An 18,189-nucleotide genomic window follows, 5' to 3' on the forward strand; every position below is an offset into this window, starting at 1 on the left:
CCTAACTATTATTTTTTTCCCTTTGTAATTACCTTTTGTGCAAGGTCCGCCCCCTTTCCTCCAGCTCCACCTACTGATGATGAGTCTTGATTTATCAAGGTAGATATCTGATTTCCCGCACGAATCCCCAATACTCCTAAGCAATAAGTGAATACAAGGGGAGCCAAGGTGTAGAGCATCCAGGTAACCCAACTGATTGCAAGAATTTGAGTACCTACACCGCTGGTATTAGGCATTAATGTATCCATAAGCATATTGGCATTTTTGTCGGCGCCAGACCAAAGCCCGGACAATAGGAAGTTATCCAGCCAAGCTGCCAGCGCAAATAAGAATCCCCAGAAAATAATGCTAAATTGCAGCAGCGTTAATGCAATCATGTTTTTCAGAGAAAAAGAACCAATCGCTAGTAGCAATGGTAAACCAACCGTAAAGATCAGAAGAACCATGGATTGCACCATAGGTGCAACCTGGCGAACCATTTCAACCTCTACAGCCTTTTTGGCACCACCAATTAATAATCCTGCACCTCCAATCAGCGATCGCATTCCTCGCAAAACATGATCTGTGGTTGAGCCCATCACGCCACCATATTCCGAGGCGCCGTTAGTCAGCTCCAGTTGAATTTCTTCACTTTCCGCATTAAGCGTAGTTTTGATAAGGGCATCATCCGCATCTCCAGCGGTGGCAAACTTGTCCTCTGCCCAGAACTTCCACCAGGCGCCGGTACTGTCTTCGGAGTCGTCAGGTATGGCGTCGTTCTTGATATACGTCAGCATGCGTTCCCGGAGGCCTTTATCGCTGTCAAAACTAACGCCATCTGCAGGATACCCTAACCACCACTCATGACACGTCGGATAACCGCCTGTATCGACGCCTGTGGGCGGTTCAGGAGCTTTGACACTGTCTCTCAAGGATTCATAAGGGAACGCCGGTACAGCAGCTGTAGCCCGGAGGGTGTCGTAATACCCTGAGCGGTTAATAAAGAATTCGCTACCTGGCCAAGTGATATCGTCATACACTGCCCCACCCTTAAATTTCGTTGGCAGGTCATCTTCCGGAATACGTTCTCGGGCGAATTGGTTAGCTGCTGGTTGCCAGCAATCTTTATAGAAATCCTTCAACTCATCTTTAAGTGCTTTGTCGGCAATATTCAGTTTGGACAGCCCTGCCCCCATCGTGCGCAGATCTGCCTGGCAAGGTAATTCCTGTCGGGCAGTCTGAGTAATCGCATGATTTAACTTGGTAACCAGATACCACCAAATCGGCGCTCGGGGTGTGCGTCCATCGAGCATGACAGCAAAGGTTCCCGTCGATTTATCCAAGGTACTTTTACTATCCCCATAAGCCAATTCAGTCATGGTTTTAGTCAAGCTTTTCGATGAGGTCACCCCACATCGATATTGGGTGTAGGTTGTCTTTGACGGATTAACATTGATCAGCGGCTGTGCGGCAAACAAGACTACACCGATCATGACGTAAATCCGGGTTTCCAGGATACGGATCAAACCCTCTGCCGAAATCTCCTGAGCGGAATCCCGAGTTTCAATAACTACATTAATGATAGTGATAATAAACGGAACGAGAACAAGGCCCGTGTAGGCCAATATCCCCCAAATGGCGTCATACAAAATCCAGCCGAGTATCGTGGTGTATAGTTCGATTGTACTTCCGACAGGCATACGTCCTCCCTACGATATCCAACTTGAAATTAACCGCGGTAAATCTCTCGCGATAAAAATTTCATACAGCACAATGAGCGCAATCAATGGTCGACGGCTCGCTTTGATCATTGCATCGGACAATTCTTTGTTAAATTGCCGCAATAGTGGCCCCCATCCAAACCAAAGGACTGCGTATATCGCATAACGTATCCAGATGAGCCATCCTGAATCTCTCCAGCGATTAAGCATTTCAATTTGTTCTGCTTCAGTACCAATGAGCCCCAATCCAATTTTCACAATAATGATTAACAGAACGAAGCTTAAAAAAAGCCACATCACATGTTTGAAGCCACGCTTGGCCAATGAAGATTTATTCATCACTGATTGCTCCATCAATCATGCGTGGCTCTTTAGTTTTGGTGCGCATGTAATCTGTAGCACCGGCATCTCTATTTCGTTTTGTGCCCCGTTGCGCAATAGTACCGGCCGCATTAGTAATTACTTTTTGGCGAACTTCTGTTTCAAATAAAATATTGTCAATTTCGGCCTGTAAGCGTTGACGTGAATAATCAATTTCTGTCGACGCCGCATCACCAACTGATGCAATGTTTGGCTCTTGCGCACCGGCATTTAATAAATCTCGAACAATGAGTGCTTTTTCCATTGCGCGAGCCAGCGCAATTTCTCCAGTAAGTTTGTTAGCGAGAATGGCCTGCTCATCTAACGGCGCACGTTTCAAATCCTGAATTGTCAAATCATTAATAACCAGGCCCATTCCTGGAACAGATAATTTATCCAGTTCAGCAGCCGACATTTTGTAGTTCAGCGGTTTACTCATTAACGTTTTTAAATCAGCGCTCACAACCTCACGCTCTTTGCGATATTGGAAACGCAAACCTTGACCCATTTTTGTTTTTAATTTGTCACAACTTGCGCAAGTCCTTACTTCACGTTCACCCACTACTGCAGTTGCCCAGGATGTAGCACTGGTTGCAGTTGGAAAGACGCGCGCAATATTGCTATCACCCGTAACATCATCCGGATCCTCGGGTGCGAGAGAACCTACCTGGTGTTCGTAACCCGCACCGATGGTGTCTTCAACAATCCTGATAGGTGGTTGCCCAAGGCCCCCTTTCTTAAAACCACCAGCAAACGTAACACCGCTGTTCCCTGCTGTAGCTTCAATGTTTTCTTCTGCAGTAACCGGATTCTCCCCAGCCTTCGATGCTTTGTCCCAGGAGCTTTTGCGGGTAACCGCAATCCACCCCTCAACGGGATCCCTACCCGCACGTAGATCAGCCTTTGCATCACGACATGTTTTTAAAGACAGCGTGTAAGTTTCCTTGGCGTCTTTCAGGCCTTTCGTCAACGTGTCATACAACCCCGGCCAGTTCTCCTGGATCTTTGATAAGCCCCATGCACTAAACACCGCAGTAGCCGCGCCCAGAACATCGTCCGACAAGCCATAAACATTGTGTTTCATATCAGAGAATGTTTCGGCAATACCAAAACTCGGATCAAAACTGCATCCGCGAAACATATTCCATTCCGCACCGGCAGAAAGGTTGAGCGTGGTTTTATTGGATTGGTGGTAATACATCATGGGATCACCTCCACCGATAGCGTAATACCAGGAACCATCACCAGTGGGGCGAACAATGTCACCAGCCATCGTCGAATGAGTGATGACAACCAAAAATCCCAGCATGATTTTTTTTGCAATTGATAATGTGAATGTACTCATAGGATTAACTCTTGAAATCAATTTTGAAGAGGAATGCTTGCCCCTTTTTTTCACAGCAGGAATAGCGTCGCCACAACGTCCACATGTAACTTTCACGCGTGATGTTTTTTCCATTTGCCCAGGTAGCTGGGCCATTTAAAATGCGCGTGGAGTCTTCAACCCAAGGCACCAGCATTTGAAAGCGATTGTCACCGCCTTCGTTGACATTGACGGGCCCCGGTTTCCAACACCGGTTATCGCAGTCACCAGTTAGAGGTAGATAAATATGTGGCTGTGCATTACGCGTAACAATTTCTGTTGCACGGTGCGCCGCTACGGCAGCATTGATAGGATCGTATGGATGTGCGCCCCATCCGCAACGTGGATACAACGGTGCCCATGAGCCTTCCAATAATCCGGAGAGCCAGGAACCGGTGCCCGTCTTGAAGCGCGGCAAACCTAAAATTGATTGTGGGTACAATTGCTCGATGCCAGGTTCATTCCATGAGGGATCATGACTGCTAAGAAAATACGGCATCATCGGAATATCAAGCATTGATTCGCAGAAATATTCCTCACCACCCAAGCTGTTATAAATGGGTAGCGCCGGGTGGGAAATCACATCGACACTTTTAAAATCCAATGCAGTTGCTTGATCCTGAATACTCTCGCTTTGGCCGATTGCACCACTCGGATTGTGGTTCCAATCTTTGGTGTCCTCCCACTCAGATTGGTAGGTGTAGCTGGACACAACCAGGTCAGGAATGTAATGCCGAACACGCATCGACGTTTCGACGCTGCACGAAAATAATTTGCACTTCAACCAGAAGCACATCCCTATTAGTTCCCAATCAAAACAGTCGGTACACTCAACAGCGGATTCCACAATATCCATCGTCCCAAACTTCCCGTTCTTTTTCCCTGTCTTCACAGTTTGAGCAGCGGCCGATAATGACAATACAGCAATCAGCATTGATGCTATCCATCGTTTCATGGCGCTTCCTCCAGGTTGCGATGTGATTTATACAGCGCGAGCGCTCTTTGAATATCAGTGATGCCATACACCACGTATTGACCCTGGTTAAAAACTACCGCTGGAATCTTCTCTAATTGGTACTGCACCATTTTTTCATGGCCACGGTAGGCTTCACGTATCGCCTTCTGAAATTCCATTCCTTGCGCAGAGGCTAAATAGGTCTTCATGATTTGTTTGGCTCGATCAATATCGCCTGGAAGCGCCGGTAAATATTTCTCTTTTACCCTTTCTGGAACGCTCAGATCATAGTGAATCACTTCAATACCAGGTACATTGCCCAATGCCGTCGGAGTATCGGTAAACACTTCGATTTGTGTTTGCGCGTGGCCAATGTTTGAAATACTGAAAAGCAGCAGCAACGTGAATTGGAAAAGTGCATTACGCGTGAATTTCATGAGGTACACTCCATATTGTTTGACCATTAACATCCGATTGAAACGCATCATCCGTTGCGATAAGCAATTTACTTTTTTTGCTAGCCTGCACCAGATAAAAAAGATCATCTCTTTTCAACTCACTCAGATGACACGGAATTTCTTCATCACCCGTAATTTTTAATGCGTAACTTATAGACTCGCTCATATCTATTTCCTCGACTTACGCCGCTTTACGTCGCCCGCTAGCGATCATTTCCCCAATCATCGTTGCAGCTTCAAGCTCTGTGATATTGTGTTGATCCATCAATTTCGCTCGCGCCGTTTTTTCCTCTTTCTCCGATTGTCCCAATGCCAGGCATAAACCAGGAGGAACAATCCGGAATAGACCTTGAACGGTATCGCTCATGATTACGCCCTCGGTGTATTTGCGAGGCGCTTTGGTTGTGGAAAGCAACATGGTTCTTTGATCCGGAGTAAGCGCCTTAAAACGTTCGATATTGGCGAGTTCACCTTGATCAACGAACAAACACATCCACCACTCAAACATCGCGAGCATTTTTTCTGCATCGTCGGGATAATCTTTCATATTTTGCGTGGCTTGCCAGAGCCACAACCCCATACGTCGGCCAAGCAATTTGGAAAGCACTACCAGATATGCAGCAAGTAATTTATCGGTGGTAATAACGTGAGCTTCGTCGGTGAGATTGATGGTCGGCCGTCCATCGCGCTGCGTACGTTGCGCTCGTGCAACGACTTGATTCACTATGGAGATATAAGCAACGGATAGTTTGTCTTTATTGGATCCACCCGATGCCAGCGCACCCATCTCAATCCTGATGTAATCAGCATCGGGTAATTCATCGCCGGGACGATTGAATAATTCGCCAGCAAAGCCATCAATAAATAAACCCATCGCCTCAACCATCTCATCGATACGTCCAGCACGTTCAGGTTTATTTGTTTTCAAATCCGCGAGCGCATTAATCACATCCTCTGTGAGCAAATCTTTTTTCTTGGCAAGTTTTGCTGCTCTCGCCGAATTTAAAATGGCGGTCTTAATCAATCCCACATCCGAGCGACTCATTCGCGCTTCTTCCATGACCTCACCACCGGTTACCATTAAGCGACCGATAATAAGCATTTCACCCAGGATATCGCGTTGCGAATTGTCTAATTCATCAGCCTCTTTTGCAGCAGACTGGAGCTCTGCAGAACCATCCATTACCTCTTCAATGACAGAATGACTCTGTTTTAAATTTCCATCCTCATCAAAGAGATCAAGTGCAGGTTTAAACGGAGGGATGGACGGGGCTTGTCCAGGTCGAAGAACAATATCAACAACGCTCTTACCCCACAGTTTGAAAAACTCGGAGAGGAGGTTAAAACTGTTACCCGCTTCAATCACCACCCATCGAGGATTGTGTACGGCGGTGATCAACATTTGCAGCCATACCAACGTGGCGGACTTACCCGCACCAGTAGGCCCAAATAAAAATAAATGTCCGTTCTTCGTGCGATCACCCTGGAATAATGGGTCGCACGTAAATGCCTCACCACCGCGATTAAAACCAAGAATGCCTGGATTGCCGGTACCCACACTGCGACCGTATACCGGTAATAAATTTGCCAGGTGGTGTGCATAAACAAGGCGCTGGCGAATCTCGACTTGCGCTAGTGCAGGATCATAAGCACCGGGAATAAATCGAATGTAGCGATCCAATCGTACTTCGTCGTATTCAGGATCAATCAGCTGTAATCCATTTGCACTGAGCTTGGTATCGACCTGCATAATGATGTTATCCATTTCATCATCATCTACCGCACGCACAGCAATTCCGATGCTGTAAGGATAAAGTTTATTGCCTCGGGCAATTTGCGCCCGAGCATGTGCAACATCGTCTCGTGTTGCCTGGGCTTCCGGCGTATCACCCTTTGAATTTTTCGCGAGTTTTTCCAAATGTTTGCGCACAGCGCTTTGCGGCTTCACGACAAAATTAGTGATAACCATGGAGCCTTCCGGAAGCTCATCAATCAAACATGTGATGCGTGCATTTGCACCGCTCACCTCTTCCTCACTGATATAACGCTCCGCTGATAGCTGTCCAATTTTGGGAACCTGACTCATTTGCTCAACAGACAATACCGTGTGCGGCATGCCATCAAAATACCAACAGTTGGTAGATTTATCAGAGCGTACATCGCGAGTCATAATATCGTTGGATAAATCGTATTCAGCGGTTTTCTCATCCTCCGTATGCGCGTACGGATTCATTTTCAACCAGGATTCAACATCGCCTTTCGTTTGTTTTGGATTTGGATTGAACCATCGAAACAACCAGTCACGAATGGCTTTGCCCTTTAAACGCCGCCCATTTAATCCCGCTGCGCGCAGCATTTGATGAACACGCTCGCACTGCGTATCCAATTCTTTTTCTGGGGTCATGCCTTTACGCCGGGTACTGGCGCCGGTATGTCGACGATAAAACACCACATAGGATTTTCGTTTTGAACCGCCCCATGGACGGTCATTTGCCAATGGATCTGTAAACAAACCACCTTTGCGTGACATATCGGCAACATGGGGTCGTAAAATATTTTCGATGAAGTGATCGGTGTATTTATCTACTACGGTATCGCGTTGTGCATGCACATTAATCGCATGCGCTTTTACCGCATCAGCAAGTGACGTAAATGCGGCCGCATCCAACCAGGAATAGGTTGATACAACCCAGGGACATACCGTGTGCTCTTCAAAAGCCCCCGTAATAAAATCGCGAATCTGATTGCGTTGCTGTAATAGAAACTCTTTTGAACGTGCCTCGGTGGGTACTGGTTGCAATTCAAAAACAGCCGCAACACTGCGTCCATCCTCCAATAGCAACTTATCGTCATCAATAATATCCAGCCACGGCAAATAGCCCGCAATGGGGGATCGATAGGTGTAAGCGCGTTTGACATCCGTTGCGGTAACCGGTTTGCCATTTAAAGGCGATCCACGTAACAGAAAATCGCGGATGCCTTCAGATACTTTCATAAATGGATCTGACGTCATTCGTGAAATAACTCCCGTGGTTGTGATTTATTGGCTTCTTTTTTCTGTGCGTCTTCACGCTCTTTTATTTTTTTTACACGGTGATCAGTCACAATTTTTGCCGCATCCAAGGTTTCACCCGGCAATGCATAGGGCTGGCGTTCGTACATGGAAAAGCGTGTGATGTACGCCGGAATGGGTGCACCGGTTAACCCTACGGCATGCGGACGCACGTACATAAACAAATCAGGATTGGGTAACCGTGGATACAAATGATCCAGACGCGCAGGATATGGCGGCAATTCCAATTGCAAATCGTCATCATGCAATGCAGGACGCTGGAGTAATTCAGCCTGACGTTTATCGAGCTGCTCGGTGTTGGTACCGGTGTAATCCTCATAAACCTGCTTCATATTCGGTGCATCAGGATTTGTTACACCTTCCAAGGACGACGCGCACCCGGTGCAAAGCACGATAATGAAAATTGCGATAATGCGATTAATCCATGCGATTAACATGATTGCCTCCTGTGGAATAAGCGAGCTTGCGCGCATCGCTGTGATAGTCGATGTACAAATCCTGGGTAATGTTGAGAGACACTTTGGCCGATGGGTCGACGTAGATTGCGTCGAAAGAGTCACGCATCCGCTTGCTGTAAAAGTCAGTTGCTGCTGCGATGGTGTCGGAATAGGTTTGGTTATTGATAAAGGCTGATTTATTGCCTGTAACTGAGGTCGAGCCACCACCTAACGGATTGTCAGTGGTCGTAGTCTCTGCAGCAGCTTTAGCTTCAAAATGACTGGCAGCTGCACCGAGCAGCCCCATAGTGAACATTTGCTTGTGCGCATCGGTAACCCGCTTCCCAGGGATGCAGGGAATACCTTGCGGATTGGTCACATAACCAATACTTGCCGACGCCTCACCTTCGGCAAAAGGAGATTGGGATTTACCCGCTTTGGATCCTGAACCACCTTGCTCTTGTTCATAACCCATATGGTGAACACGGCCATCAGTAAATGTGTAGGTGGCCTTGGTTAAGCTCACCGCCGCGCACGACAAGCTCCAGTTACCACGTACAATGCCTTCAAAAATAATTCCTTTTAAACCTGGAATGCGCAAACCGTTGGTCGCCAGGTTTTCTTCACCGACAATGAATTTTGCGGGAAATGGATCATTGACCTTTCCACCCAGCGGTACAGTACCGATTAATGCGGTCATTGCCACCGCTTCGAAAATAGTGGCACGAGCGGGGATCGTGTAATACGGTTTAACGTCTGCCAGTACTTTGCCGCCGGATTTTTTTAACGTATTGGTTAATTCAGTTTTTTCCGCTTGTTGTGTTACCGCACCTGCGGCAGATTTCACATCCCCCAAACCGTTACCCAATTTTTCACGCAACATTTTTTCCGCTAATTTCGGATCAGTGGTAAGCAACTGGGTGCGCGTCATCGGACGAACAACGACATATCCGGGTAACGCTTGCGGCTCCAATGAATACCCTTTTTTATTTTTACTGCTTCCACCTGAACCATCCGAATAACCTAAATCGATCGTAGTGACTTCATACCCATTATTTTCAGCCGTAGAGTCGTCATTCTGTTTCACCACATTTTTAGTAAGCGTATCTACAGCAGTTTGCATTGACGAAAATTGTTCAAGAACTTGACTCACCCGTGGGTCTGTTACGCTGGTAGATCCCCCACTGTTTCCCTTGTTCTGCAGCGCATTCAATTGACGTCTCATCTCATCCATGTCTTTATTCAATTTTTCATTTTTTGCTTCGGATTCGACAAAGCGAGCCTGAACTTCACGAATAGTCTCCGCAACCGTATCGCCATCTTCAGTTTTGGGAGCATTCCCTTTCTTTTTGCCTGTATCCTTTTCAGATTGAACAGTTTCGGTTTTCTTCCCCGGTTCCTCACTGTCAGAATTCACGTAGGCAACAATCACAATGGCCGCCAATGCAGCGACGCATACCCACACCAACTTATTGCTGCTCATACTAGTAGCCATAACCGTCCTCCTGGATTGCCGCATTGAAGGGAACGGAAGAAATCAGATATAACGTTTTCCGGTCTTCAAGACTTCCCTTAGGACCTAGCTGGAGATGTTGCGGTGTGATGTGAGAAAAATTGCCCTGTACTAATCCTGGATTAACCGCGAGATTCAATTCGCTTTGGTTAATCAGTAATACGGCGGTGATATGCAAACCATAACCTGACCAGGCACTCACTACACTGAGACGGTATTGTTCACCTTTCTGGCTACGCATTAATGGAAAATTGGCAGGAATTTGAACCAATGGCATAGTTGCAATATCCGGATTAACCGGCATCAATCGACGCGGTGCGTATAGCGACTGCGAAGCGAAACGTGTGAGCACAATCTCTGGTGGATCTAATAGATCCTGAACACCTTCCAACAAATCCCTGGGCGGTTCATCATTGTGTTGTGCAATAACACGATCCGGATCTTCGATTACAAGGGATTCCGCTAATGCATTTTCCTGCGTAACCAGGTCAATTAAATACACTGTTTGGTTATCTGCGCTCGGGGCGACGACTCTAGCTTTATCGAACGGCTGGGTCGCTTTCCAATAAACAATTTGCTGATTGGGTGCAAGTGACTCAAGCGAACTAATCAATGACTTGGGTATCTGCAAACTGACATCAGTTGGAAACGTCACGCGTACTTCTTCACCAACTGGCAAAATAATCGTAATAGGATTCTTATCCCACACCAGCATACGGTCTGCATAAGCAAGCAATGGAAAACTACACAGAAGGATTATCAACAATGATTTCTTCATGACTTATTCGCCCTCTCTTTTTTGCTTTTTTCTTCGGCCTCTTTCTCCGCGCGAGTCGGGTCTACCATGAAGCCGTCCACCGCCATACCCATTTCGTTACAGTTGCGGAAATCAGGCACAACACGGAGCGAATAATTCATAGCAACATTCTTGATGACCATTCCCCCTACGCGCTCCTGGAGCTTCATGACCATGGCCACACTAAAAACATTTACGCCCACATCGCTGACAAAACCCTCTTGGTAAAAAAGCTCTTCCGTTAACACACGGGTTCGATCCAGTTCACCTGCCCGACTTTTCTCAGCCATGTTTTTCTTAAGCCACGCCTCAAACTCCGGCGTGATCAAGCATTTGTATTTTTCAATTGCTTTTTTGTAATCCGCCTTTCCTGACTCCGGCCAATCATTGAGCCCACGCCATACATAATGCGCAAATGAATAGGTGTTAGGCTTTTGAAGCATCCCTGGTTTTAATGTGGCACCTCGGGATAAATCCGGCGGTACATGTACCGTAATTTCACTTTGCCGCTGGTAATTTACATATGCCTGGAAAAACGCCAGGCCGAATGCAAAAACTAAAGCAATGCGTAATGTCCAAATGTGAGAGTCGCGCGAATGAAGCGCGTTGCGTGCATCACCCACGGCGTGCTCCTTTTCCAAAACGTTTGGATTCACCGATGTATTTGGTGTTTACCAAACCGAAATTTATCTTCATCAACAGCACCTTTTCTTTAAACCAGGTGAGGTAATATTTCTGGCGAATGTACTTCAGCCATTCCAACAAACCCCACGTAATACCAAGACCGATAATCAAACCAATCACAATGCCGAACATGATGATTCCGATAGCGACGCCGATCATTACGCCGATAATTAATCCAGCAACAGCGCCAACCAAAATTGATGTCATCAATTCGGTTTGCGTGCAGTCGTAATACACGATGGGTTCCTGATTGACCGCGTCCGCCAAGGGATCATCATGCTCTGACATAGTGGCCTCCTGACTTAACTCATGAAACGTAAAACCCAAGTGCCAACGGCGATCACAAAAATCACCATCACCACGCTACCCAGGGAGTCACCGATCACAGCACCCCAACGGCCTTGGTCATTCGATTTTTGTTCGTTCCAGGATTTCAAAATGGTTTTGAGTGCAACGAAACCGGCGTACAACATTGCACCCCAAATAGCGATTTTTCCGAGAAATTTGAGAATGATGATAAGAATGTCTGCTCCGTCGGAATCTTCATCAATGCCGTCAATATCAATTTCTGGCATGGTGATATCCTGGGCGTATGCAGCATTAATGCTGAACAGACCCACGAGCAGTAATAAGGGGAGATTGAACAGAGAGACCCAACGTTGAAATTGAGCGCGCAGGCGAGCCATCACCATCCGTGAAGGCGGAACTAGTTGTAACATAATTAACTCCGATGATTTAAGAGAACATAAAAATGGCTACCAGAAACAGCAGCATCACCAGTCCTCTCAACACCACCATGAACACACTCATATCATCTTTGTTTTTCTCTTCGCTTCTATCCTTGAAAGCTTTAATAGTTATATAAATCAAAACCAGCGCTGCCAACACAAATAACGTGACTGCCAAACCTAAATACAATCGATCAACCGCACCGAAATAATTTAGAAATACCTCTTTCGCATCAGAATTCATTGCGGGGTATTACCTGCAAATGCCAATTCATTAATTTTTCTTGGGCTGCGCGATGGCTTTTGCAAATGCGCCTCCAGCGCTCTACGCATTTCCTGTAAATCATTTCGCAATGCCACATAATCCAATGTAACACGTGCATCTGGATCTGCATTAGTCGCTGCTTTCGCAGCTAACTCATCAAGATGCTTTAGTTCTTGCGCAACCTTTATTAAATAACGTTTTTCTGCCTCCGTAGTGGTATCTACTTCTGCAATTACTGCTTGGCTGAACATGAGTGCACAACCCATCAACCTCGCTAACATATTTTTCATTGTTTGATATCCTCTTTATCAATCAATACGGGGTAATGATGTATGCCGTAACTACTGGCAATGTCATCAATAGGGACTGCACTTAGCGTTAAACCGGGCGCACGCGCTCTTAGAAAATCCATGTTTTCCTGCGACGACACATTGATAACAATGCCCTGTGCACCAATTGCCTTTAAGTGGGCTTTATTGGCGATTAACCATTCGATAGATAAACTGTCGACACCAATGATGAACATCGGCTTGGTGACCTGGTACGAATGTTTAGTCTGCTCAACAATCCCAACCGTCAATTCCGAGCGAATAGGAAAATGATCAGGTGCTGTTGCAGGCACGATATTTTCTGCGAGTGATTTGCGATCAAGGAGTTGCTGTTTAATGTGTTTCCTTTTTGGAAACTCAGTGTCGCGCCCACCAAAATCAGCAATGACCTCGGGCTGCGCAAAGGACCAGGAAGACGACACCAGCAGTAAGAACACAGAAAATAATTTGCGAATCATCCTGCCCCCCCTTCCTGGCGAGGCGCCATTGATTGACCGTATTCGTAACAGCGCTCACTAAATCGCAAGCAGCGGTTAAATACCATTTGCCGATAGGACGCTGCCTGTGCCCTTCCCTTGGGCCCATCACCGGGACTGTAGTACTTTCCGACTGCCACCCACCAATCAGGAGAACCTTGTTCAACCGTAGAGAGATAATGTTTAACCAGCAGGTTAGCCGCGTAATTTAAATTGATCGTTGGATCGAGTGCTTGCAGTGGTGATTTAAAATTGTCTACATGCGCAGGCATATAAATTTGCCCTAAGCCCACCGCAACTTTTCCGATGCGTCCCTGACGCGCAGCGTCAGTCATTGCATTAATCAATGCAGCTTCGGCTTCCTCACGTGTTTCAAAAAAGAATGGCTTTTCATCAATATTTAGCGTCCAGGGCCAAGGCAATAATTTTCCATCGTTCGACCTACCGCTTTCCTGCATGGTTACTGAAAAAAACACATCAGCTGGCATGCCGTAGTAGTCGGCAATAATGCGATAGGCACGCGGAATTTCCGCGATGCTGATACATGAAGTTCCACTCAGGATTGCTAACAGCAATACGCGCAATTTCATATCGCCACCACCTGGTTACCACCACCCGTCGTTTGCTTGAACAGTGCGGGCAATTTCGGCGTAGGGATAGCCATGCTCTTTGATGCTGCGGCGAAAATACCGTTATCAAAATTGAGCGTTATCTCTTTGGTTTTTACACGCTCGACGGGAATACTGGCGCTTTCAGCCCACTTAAAAATAGCCTTTTCATCAGCCGCACCGATGATGAAAATATCCACCTTTGCCTGGGTTTTTAATATCCGGGTTACCAATGATCGACAATGCACATCACAATCACCGGCATTCACAAACAGGCGCAATTTGTCGAAGGGCTTTAACGTCGCCAAGGTCGGCATACGTTTTTGTATGTACTCGACGTAACGTTCCTGAACAATGGTGCGCTCTTTGTCATACAGGGTCTGGAATTCCGTTACCGAGTATTGGCGCCATACATCCAACTCTGCCTCGATACGGGCGTAACGGCGTTTCTCCTCCATGGAGGAACTGTAATAAGACAGCATCGCAAGCGGCGTAGAATGGTTCTCCCAAACAGACCATGGCGATTTCTTTTTCAATTCTTCGTAAGTTGTCCACTCTTCGTCTGTCAATTGCCAATACGCATTGGGTTTGCTGTGCATTTTTGAATAACGATTCAAAAGCGAATCAGTTGTTGTTGTCGGGGTATAAACAATTGGCGTCTGAGGCAAAAACTGTGCGAATGATGGCATTGCTGAAAGCAAAGTAACAACGAACCCTATGCATATACCAATCAGATGCTTAGCCATTACAAACGAAGCTCCTGTTGCTTGCCTGCCACGGTAAAAATGGCTGATTTCGTTGCGGTATCCGCTGCAATGAGCGTCCATCCACGCCAGGTATCACCAGGCATTAATAAATCGGAATCATCTAACCCGTCACGGAGGGAAACGTATGACGTTCCGGCGATGTTGCGTATGGATATCAGCACTACCGGAATGATGGGAACGGGTTTGGGCGCCGCTTTAACTACCGGTTTAGCTGCAGCGGCTTGCTGGACTTTTTTCTGTTGCTCAATTTTTTGTTCCAGCGATGAGGAGAATCGCTCTAAATTCTCCAATCTCTGCGTTGCTTTTTGCGTGGCGAAATTTCCAGCGTTAATATTTTCCTGTAGTTCAGATTGTTTTAACTTGATCGTATCCAGATCGTCTGCCAGCTGCTTGACCACTCCACTCATTTCTTCGATGGCCACCTTAAATGGATCCGGTTTTTTGGATTCTGGAGCAAGGCCAAACATTTGCAGTATTGGATCCTTGCCCAACATTGCAATCGTCAGAGAGATTAGTAATGCAGCAACAATTGATAACATAACGGCTATAACTGTTGTCTTCGTCAATCCATTGCGAGGATTGCTCTGCGTGTTGTTACGACGGCGAGTCGTTTCATCAGGATCAGCATGCAAACTGTTGACTTCAGGTAACTCCGGAAACTCGTTCATAAAATCCTCAAAAATTGTTACTTACAAAAATTTCTTGAAACTTTTTGCTGTTACGAATACCGCAACGGCGAACACTGTCATTACAGGGAGAAAAACCAATGTTGGGTGAATGGATATGGGAGCAGTGAGATAACCACCGAATGACAAAAATAAAGTCGGTACCACAATGCGTTTAGCACGGTGATAAAGCATTGCTGATTCAATCCCACCACACGCCTTGCGAATATCACGCTCAACCAGACCATCAATAAATGCCACTAGTCCAACCAGCACAAATCCCGACAAGGCGCTAATGCAAATAGCGCTGCGCACGGCGAAAATAAAAATGGTGTTGATCATGGCATCAAGGCCGTAAGCAATGACCTGCGTAACGCTGTTTACATCCCCTGCAAACCAGTTTGAAACTTCACGCAAATGTAAAATGGATACGGCTTTATCCGCCCACGTCATGAAGGTCACAGCAACATCTTGCGGATAGAGGCCGGTAATTAAATTACGGTTGTATGCACCTAAATACGTAATTTCCAATTCCAAAATTTTTCGTGAATGGTCAGGCCCCCAAAATTTGACCATACCCACCCATTCGACAAGGATCGACACACCGATAGCGATTAATGACCATCCGGTAAAACGAAATACATTGCCTACCGTTGTCTGCATCAGCCAACCCCAGACACCAACCCGCTTTGGTCGAGGCGGCCGCGTTGTATGCTGTGTTGTCATGCTGCCACCTTCAAATCGGCGATAGAGAACCAGTCATCATTCGCACTACCGCTGTCACAGGTCTCGCGCATTTTTGTGTAGAGGAAATCGAGATCTTCCGGTAATTCTCCCGTCGCTTTAAATTGTGGAATACGCAATTTGTAGAGCTTTCCACCCAGCATTGCGTACGCATGACCTTTTGGCAGGCGAGTTAAATCACCCGCTGAAACCAGTGGTGTTTCTTTGGTAGAAATACGTTGTTGTGTATTAGAGGTAAAGTCATTCGGGCTATCAGGATTCGTATCGTCTGAAGTACCCGAGACTAACGTGAGATGATTCACTTCTACCTGTGGTAACAGCTGCGTCAACAATTCAGCGGTTGCGAGCTCCTTCACGCGCAACATAATAAGATTACCCAGGTTACCGATCACTTGACCGGCTTTTGCGTCATCACCAAATCGAGCTTTGATATCGGATAATGTTTGCGTATAGACCGTTAACTGGAATCCAGCACCACCCGCTTTGTTCGCCATTGGGACAAAGTCTTTACCCACCAGCTCGTTAAATTCATCGGCGTGAATACAGATTTTGCGAGTCGTTGCGAGTGCAGCCAACTCAGGCGATAAACCTTGTGTCTGACCAAATTTATAAATCGATCCTGCGGTCGACGTTAGGTCGGCAAACATCGAACTGCTGACCGCTTGCGCTACTTCTGCATCGGTCAATGCATCAAAGCCGCAATATACAATCCCGCCCGTGCGAATAATTTCATCCCACGTAAACGTAGGCCGTGGATCATTCAAGTCATCGTAATTCGGCGAAAGCAATTCGGCGGTTGGGCCAGATGTTAACTTTTCCAACAGCGGGAAAAGCGATGCAACCAATTTGTCGTAGAATGTCTTTTCGTACTCAAACGTTTTGATTAGTGCGTGCGCAACAGGATCAACCAATTTCGCTTCTTTATAAACTTCAACAGCTGCCCACGTTTTCCGATCACGTGATGCTTGTGCTTTATCCGATGGCTTGCGATCAGATTCAGCGATAGCGTTGATTGAATTATTCCAATCACTATGCCCTGCTCGATGCAATGCGTTTTCTGATTGTGGCTGAGTAAATACAAACGTGAGATATTCAAGTAGTAACGGATCGATATCTGCGCCATACATCAACAGGTTTTCGTAAGTGATTGGCTTACCTAATGCCGTTGCCGCTTTGGAAATTACATTGACATAACGCCATGTAAATTCCCTAAATGCTGCCGAGTTACCCTCACCTGGTAATTGCCCGGCAATACGGGATGCAGGCTCGGTGATTCGGCTGAAGGAACCAACAGGGTTGTAGCGTGCAGAAATTTCCGGGTAACCCAGATGGAAACAATAAAATTGATGACCACGGCCCGCTTTGACAGCCTCTGTATATGCGCGCTTGAGTAAGTCCGGGTCTCCCTTCGGATCAAAGATAATGACAATTTCGTTATTGTGGATGTCTTGGGTGATGAGAACTTCGGCCAATCTCGTTTTTCCGACACGGGTCGTGCCGACAACAAATTTATGCGCAACTCGTTCAGATTGACGCTCATAAATTGGGACTTCACCCTCCCACAAACCAACCGCGTGAATTGCAGGATTTCCTTCAGTGTAAGGAATGGGTGCAACCGGGTTATACCAGGCCTGCGTTGAACTAACCCATGCCATCCATGCTGTGAGCGCTGAACGGCGTAGAATTTTTTCAAGTGCGCGTGCAGCTTTGTATTTTCGAGTTTGGTGCCTGTATCGATGCCAATCAAATTCCTGTCGATCAAAATCCACGCGGCGCTGTGTGTGTCGCGCAGTCCATTCAAAACCTAATCCTAGATATAAATCGTCTTTCGATACCGGTATGTCATTACTGTCAATTGTGAAACCCGTAAGTACATGCATTTCATATTGGTATTTCAGCAATTTACGCGATTGCATAAATCGCTGACCACAACGCGCAAATAATCCCGCCGCAATCCCATAGCTTAATGATGGCGTGCTCAGTGCACCCATTAACACCGCTGGTGATAACAACGTCAATGCGCCCGCGAGACCATAAGCAGTCGCTGACATGGTTTCGTATGCTGGGCGTAATAAATTTTCTACGGGATGTTTTGTACTCATGATGGGCGCGAATCATAACGATCAAAAACCCTTCGTCAGTTATCAATTCGAACTCGCCATGTGCAATTTGATTAATGCACTAAAAAGCCAAAACCATTACAAAGCGCGCAAGCAGGGTCAAGGGGCTTACCCAGGGAAAAAGCCCGCGCCTCCTCCTCGTTTAATC

At 46.5% G+C, this 18,189-nt stretch carries 21 protein-coding genes; all 21 read right to left on the reverse strand.

Features of this window, described 5'->3' with window-relative positions; all coding sequences use genetic code 11:
* Positions 1-8 precede the first annotated feature (8 nt).
* Genes D0C16_RS08125 through traD form a run of 21 tightly spaced genes read right to left on the reverse strand, consistent with a single transcriptional unit; the run spans position 9 to position 18,023 of the window.
* The gene (locus D0C16_RS08125; RefSeq protein WP_151031844.1) at positions 9-1,679 is read right to left on the reverse strand and encodes a conjugal transfer protein TraG N-terminal domain-containing protein; all 1,671 of its coding nucleotides are present in this window, start codon (positions 1,677-1,679) and stop codon (positions 9-11) included.
* A gap of 9 nt (positions 1,680-1,688) precedes the next feature.
* A complete protein-coding gene (locus tag D0C16_RS08130) occupies positions 1,689-2,039 on the reverse strand; it encodes a hypothetical protein (protein ID WP_151031845.1) in 351 nt (116 codons plus the stop codon).
* On the reverse strand, positions 2,032-3,519 hold the full coding sequence (locus tag D0C16_RS08135) for an integrating conjugative element protein (RefSeq protein ID WP_191968665.1): 1,488 nt from the start codon (positions 3,517-3,519) through the stop codon (positions 2,032-2,034). The genes D0C16_RS08130 and D0C16_RS08135 overlap by 8 nt, the downstream gene beginning before the upstream one ends.
* Positions 3,410-4,378 (reverse strand): TIGR03756 family integrating conjugative element protein, encoded by a 969-nt coding sequence (locus tag D0C16_RS08140; RefSeq protein WP_151031847.1) that lies wholly within the window; start codon positions 4,376-4,378, stop codon positions 3,410-3,412. The genes D0C16_RS08135 and D0C16_RS08140 overlap by 110 nt, the downstream gene beginning before the upstream one ends.
* Complete coding sequence (locus D0C16_RS08145; protein WP_191968666.1) at positions 4,375-4,815, reverse strand: TIGR03757 family integrating conjugative element protein; 441 nt, start codon at positions 4,813-4,815, stop codon at positions 4,375-4,377. Before D0C16_RS08145 ends, D0C16_RS08140 begins: the two co-directional genes overlap by 4 nt.
* Complete coding sequence (locus D0C16_RS24000) at positions 4,799-5,002, reverse strand: hypothetical protein (RefSeq protein ID WP_191968667.1); 204 nt, start codon at positions 5,000-5,002, stop codon at positions 4,799-4,801. Before D0C16_RS24000 ends, D0C16_RS08145 begins: the two co-directional genes overlap by 17 nt.
* A gap of 15 nt (positions 5,003-5,017) precedes the next feature.
* Positions 5,018-7,849, reverse strand: coding sequence for a conjugative transfer ATPase (locus tag D0C16_RS08150; RefSeq protein WP_151031849.1), 2,832 nt, complete (start codon positions 7,847-7,849; stop codon positions 5,018-5,020).
* Positions 7,846-8,346, reverse strand: coding sequence for a hypothetical protein (locus D0C16_RS08155; RefSeq protein ID WP_151031850.1), 501 nt, complete (start codon positions 8,344-8,346; stop codon positions 7,846-7,848). Before D0C16_RS08155 ends, D0C16_RS08150 begins: the two co-directional genes overlap by 4 nt.
* Positions 8,327-9,841, reverse strand: coding sequence for a TIGR03752 family integrating conjugative element protein (locus D0C16_RS08160; protein ID WP_191968668.1), 1,515 nt, complete (start codon positions 9,839-9,841; stop codon positions 8,327-8,329). Before D0C16_RS08160 ends, D0C16_RS08155 begins: the two co-directional genes overlap by 20 nt.
* Positions 9,831-10,637: a DUF3438 family protein gene (locus D0C16_RS08165; RefSeq protein ID WP_151031852.1), complete on the reverse strand. Its 807-nt coding sequence runs from the start codon at positions 10,635-10,637 to the stop codon at positions 9,831-9,833. The genes D0C16_RS08160 and D0C16_RS08165 overlap by 11 nt, the downstream gene beginning before the upstream one ends.
* The gene (locus tag D0C16_RS08170; protein WP_191968669.1) at positions 10,634-11,278 is read right to left on the reverse strand and encodes a DUF2895 family protein; all 645 of its coding nucleotides are present in this window, start codon (positions 11,276-11,278) and stop codon (positions 10,634-10,636) included. The genes D0C16_RS08165 and D0C16_RS08170 overlap by 4 nt, the downstream gene beginning before the upstream one ends.
* Positions 11,271-11,627, reverse strand: a complete 357-nt coding sequence (locus tag D0C16_RS08175; RefSeq protein WP_151031854.1) for a DUF3487 family protein — start codon at positions 11,625-11,627, stop codon at positions 11,271-11,273. Before D0C16_RS08175 ends, D0C16_RS08170 begins: the two co-directional genes overlap by 8 nt.
* Before the next feature lie 14 nt (positions 11,628-11,641).
* Positions 11,642-12,058, reverse strand: coding sequence for a hypothetical protein (locus tag D0C16_RS08180; RefSeq protein ID WP_151031855.1), 417 nt, complete (start codon positions 12,056-12,058; stop codon positions 11,642-11,644).
* A 16-nt stretch (positions 12,059-12,074) separates the two neighbouring features.
* Positions 12,075-12,311 carry a hypothetical protein gene (locus tag D0C16_RS08185; RefSeq protein ID WP_151031856.1) on the reverse strand — a complete coding sequence of 79 codons (237 nt, stop codon included), beginning with the start codon at positions 12,309-12,311 and terminating at the stop codon, positions 12,075-12,077.
* Positions 12,308-12,622, reverse strand: coding sequence for an RAQPRD family integrative conjugative element protein (locus tag D0C16_RS08190; RefSeq protein ID WP_151031857.1), 315 nt, complete (start codon positions 12,620-12,622; stop codon positions 12,308-12,310). Before D0C16_RS08190 ends, D0C16_RS08185 begins: the two co-directional genes overlap by 4 nt.
* Entirely contained in the window at positions 12,619-13,119 is a 501-nt protein-coding gene (locus D0C16_RS08195; protein WP_151031858.1) for a PFL_4695 family integrating conjugative element protein, read from the reverse strand. Before D0C16_RS08195 ends, D0C16_RS08190 begins: the two co-directional genes overlap by 4 nt.
* Positions 13,116-13,727 carry a transglycosylase SLT domain-containing protein gene (locus D0C16_RS08200; RefSeq protein ID WP_151031859.1) on the reverse strand — a complete coding sequence of 204 codons (612 nt, stop codon included), beginning with the start codon at positions 13,725-13,727 and terminating at the stop codon, positions 13,116-13,118. The genes D0C16_RS08195 and D0C16_RS08200 overlap by 4 nt, the downstream gene beginning before the upstream one ends.
* Positions 13,724-14,491 (reverse strand): hypothetical protein, encoded by a 768-nt coding sequence (locus tag D0C16_RS08205; RefSeq protein ID WP_151031860.1) that lies wholly within the window; start codon positions 14,489-14,491, stop codon positions 13,724-13,726. The genes D0C16_RS08200 and D0C16_RS08205 overlap by 4 nt, the downstream gene beginning before the upstream one ends.
* Entirely contained in the window at positions 14,491-15,180 is a 690-nt protein-coding gene (locus D0C16_RS08210) for a hypothetical protein (RefSeq protein ID WP_151031861.1), read from the reverse strand. The genes D0C16_RS08205 and D0C16_RS08210 overlap by 1 nt, the downstream gene beginning before the upstream one ends.
* Positions 15,181-15,201: 21 nt before the next feature.
* Positions 15,202-15,840 (reverse strand): DUF4400 domain-containing protein, encoded by a 639-nt coding sequence (locus tag D0C16_RS08215; protein WP_191968670.1) that lies wholly within the window; start codon positions 15,838-15,840, stop codon positions 15,202-15,204.
* 59 nt (positions 15,841-15,899) lie between these two features.
* Positions 15,900-18,023: a type IV conjugative transfer system coupling protein TraD gene (gene traD, locus D0C16_RS08220; protein WP_151031863.1), complete on the reverse strand. Its 2,124-nt coding sequence runs from the start codon at positions 18,021-18,023 to the stop codon at positions 15,900-15,902.
* Positions 18,024-18,189: the final 166 nt, after the last annotated feature.

This window comes from Cellvibrio sp. KY-GH-1 (genome assembly GCF_008806975.1).
Classification (GTDB): Bacteria; Pseudomonadota; Gammaproteobacteria; order Pseudomonadales; family Cellvibrionaceae; genus Cellvibrio.